Here is a 1689-nt window from a genome sequence, read left to right on the forward strand (position 1 = left end):
AGCCAGACAAAGCGATCGGGGTAGCGCGCCGCGATCCGGCGGTAGAGGGCGACCTTGTCCCCGTCATGGTCAATCAGTTGGCCGTCGAGGATGGCGACGTGCCGGCCGTAGTATTGCGTCTTTAGGCTCGGGTGCAGGGCAATATAGGCCGCCATTTCTCGCTGCACGGCTGTCTCCTGGTCGTCGGGCATCGCCGCGCTTTCGCTCGTTTCCGGCGGCATGCCCTGCTCCAACGCCTCAGCAATTACCGCGTCGAGCGGCCGGCGACGTTCGCGGGCAAGCGCCCGCGCCCGGCGATAGAGCCGTTCGGGGATGTTTACCGTTACCTGGTCGGACATAGGGTCATTGTATCAGAAGTAGGGGCTAGGTTCTAGGGGCCAGGCAATAGCGCTATTCTCTAGCCCCGACCAAACTGCCGCGCCAACTGCGCCGCCGACAGATGGATCAGCGTCGGCCGCCCGTGCGGGCACGTGTGGGGGACGGCACAGACCTCCAGTTGGGCGATCATCGCCTCCATCTCCTCCCGCGAGAGGATCTGGCCCGCCTTCACCGCCGCCGTCTTGCACACCCGCTTGATGACCAGCGCCTCGGTCCGCGCCTGGAGCGGCGTCGCGCCACTCTCCAGGTCGGCGACGACGGCTGCCAGCGCCTCGGCCGGGTCGGCGCGGCCCAGCAAGGCCGGCACGGCCCGTACCTGATAGGCGCTGGGGCCGAACGGCTCGATGGCGAAGCCCAGGCCGGTTAATAGCGGCAGATGCTCCTCCACCAGATGGGCCTGCGACGGCGAGAGGTAGACGGTGGCCGGCGCGATCAGCCCTTGCGAGACGACGTGCCGCTCCTTCCACTGGACCAATAGCTGCTCGTAGAGGATGCGCTCGTGGGCGGCGTGCTGGTCGATCAGGAACAGTCCGTCCGGCCCTTCGGTGATGATGTAGGACGCGCCAACCTGGCCGACGACGCGCATGATGGGCAGGCGCGGCTCGTCGGTCGTGGGCAGCGGCAGCGCGGCGGCCCCATCGTCCGGCTCCGGCGCGGCCGGGGCCGGCCCTTGCAGTTGCCAGGGAATGTCCAGCTGGCGGCTGGGCACGTCGCGGCGGGCCTCTGTCTCCGGGTCAAAGCCGCCCCAGGTGGCCGGCCGCGTTTCGGTCGCCGGCCAGCCGCCCAGGGCGCGGGCCGGGCTTGTGCCGAGCAGCGCGGCGCGCACCGCCCGCTGCACCGCCCCGAACATTGCCCCCTCGTCGCGGAAGCGCACCTCGACCTTCGTCGGATGGACGTTCACGTCCACGTCGGCCGGCGGCAGAGAGAGGAACAGCAAGCCGAGCGGGTAGCGCCCGCCGGGCAGCAGGGTGTGGTACGCCTGGATGACGGCGAAGGCCAGCCGGTTATCGCGCACGTAGCGGCCGTTGACGAACAGTTGAATCTGGTTGCGGTTCGACCAGGTGAGCGCCGGGTCGCTGACGTAGCCGCGCACTGTAGCCCCATCGCGCGCCGCGTCCTGTTCGCCCTCGCCTTCACCCTCGGCCTCACCCACGGCGATCAGTTGGCGCACGGTGTCAGGGCCATAGACAGCCAGCAGCACATCGGCCGTCGCGCCGCTGCCGCCCGTCTGGAAGGTGATGCGATTGTCGTGGGTCAGCCGGAAGCGGACGGCCGGGTAGGCCAGGGCGTAGCGGGTGACGAACTCATCGA

Annotated in this window: 1 protein-coding gene and 1 pseudogene; both read right to left on the reverse strand. The window is 69.2% G+C overall.

Annotation, left to right across the window (positions count from 1 at the left end):
- Positions 1-338: pseudogene (locus ACE3UY_RS06950) on the reverse strand (hypothetical protein); the annotation flags it as partial.
- Between the two features lie 59 nt (positions 339-397).
- On the reverse strand, positions 398-1689 hold a 1292-nt coding region (locus ACE3UY_RS06955), incomplete at its 5' end, for a DNA mismatch repair protein MutL (protein WP_374686819.1).

Origin of the sequence: Promineifilum sp. (SeqCode) (assembly GCF_041918635.1) — a bacterium.
In the GTDB taxonomy this organism is placed as follows: Bacteria; Chloroflexota; Anaerolineae; order Promineifilales; family Promineifilaceae; genus Promineifilum.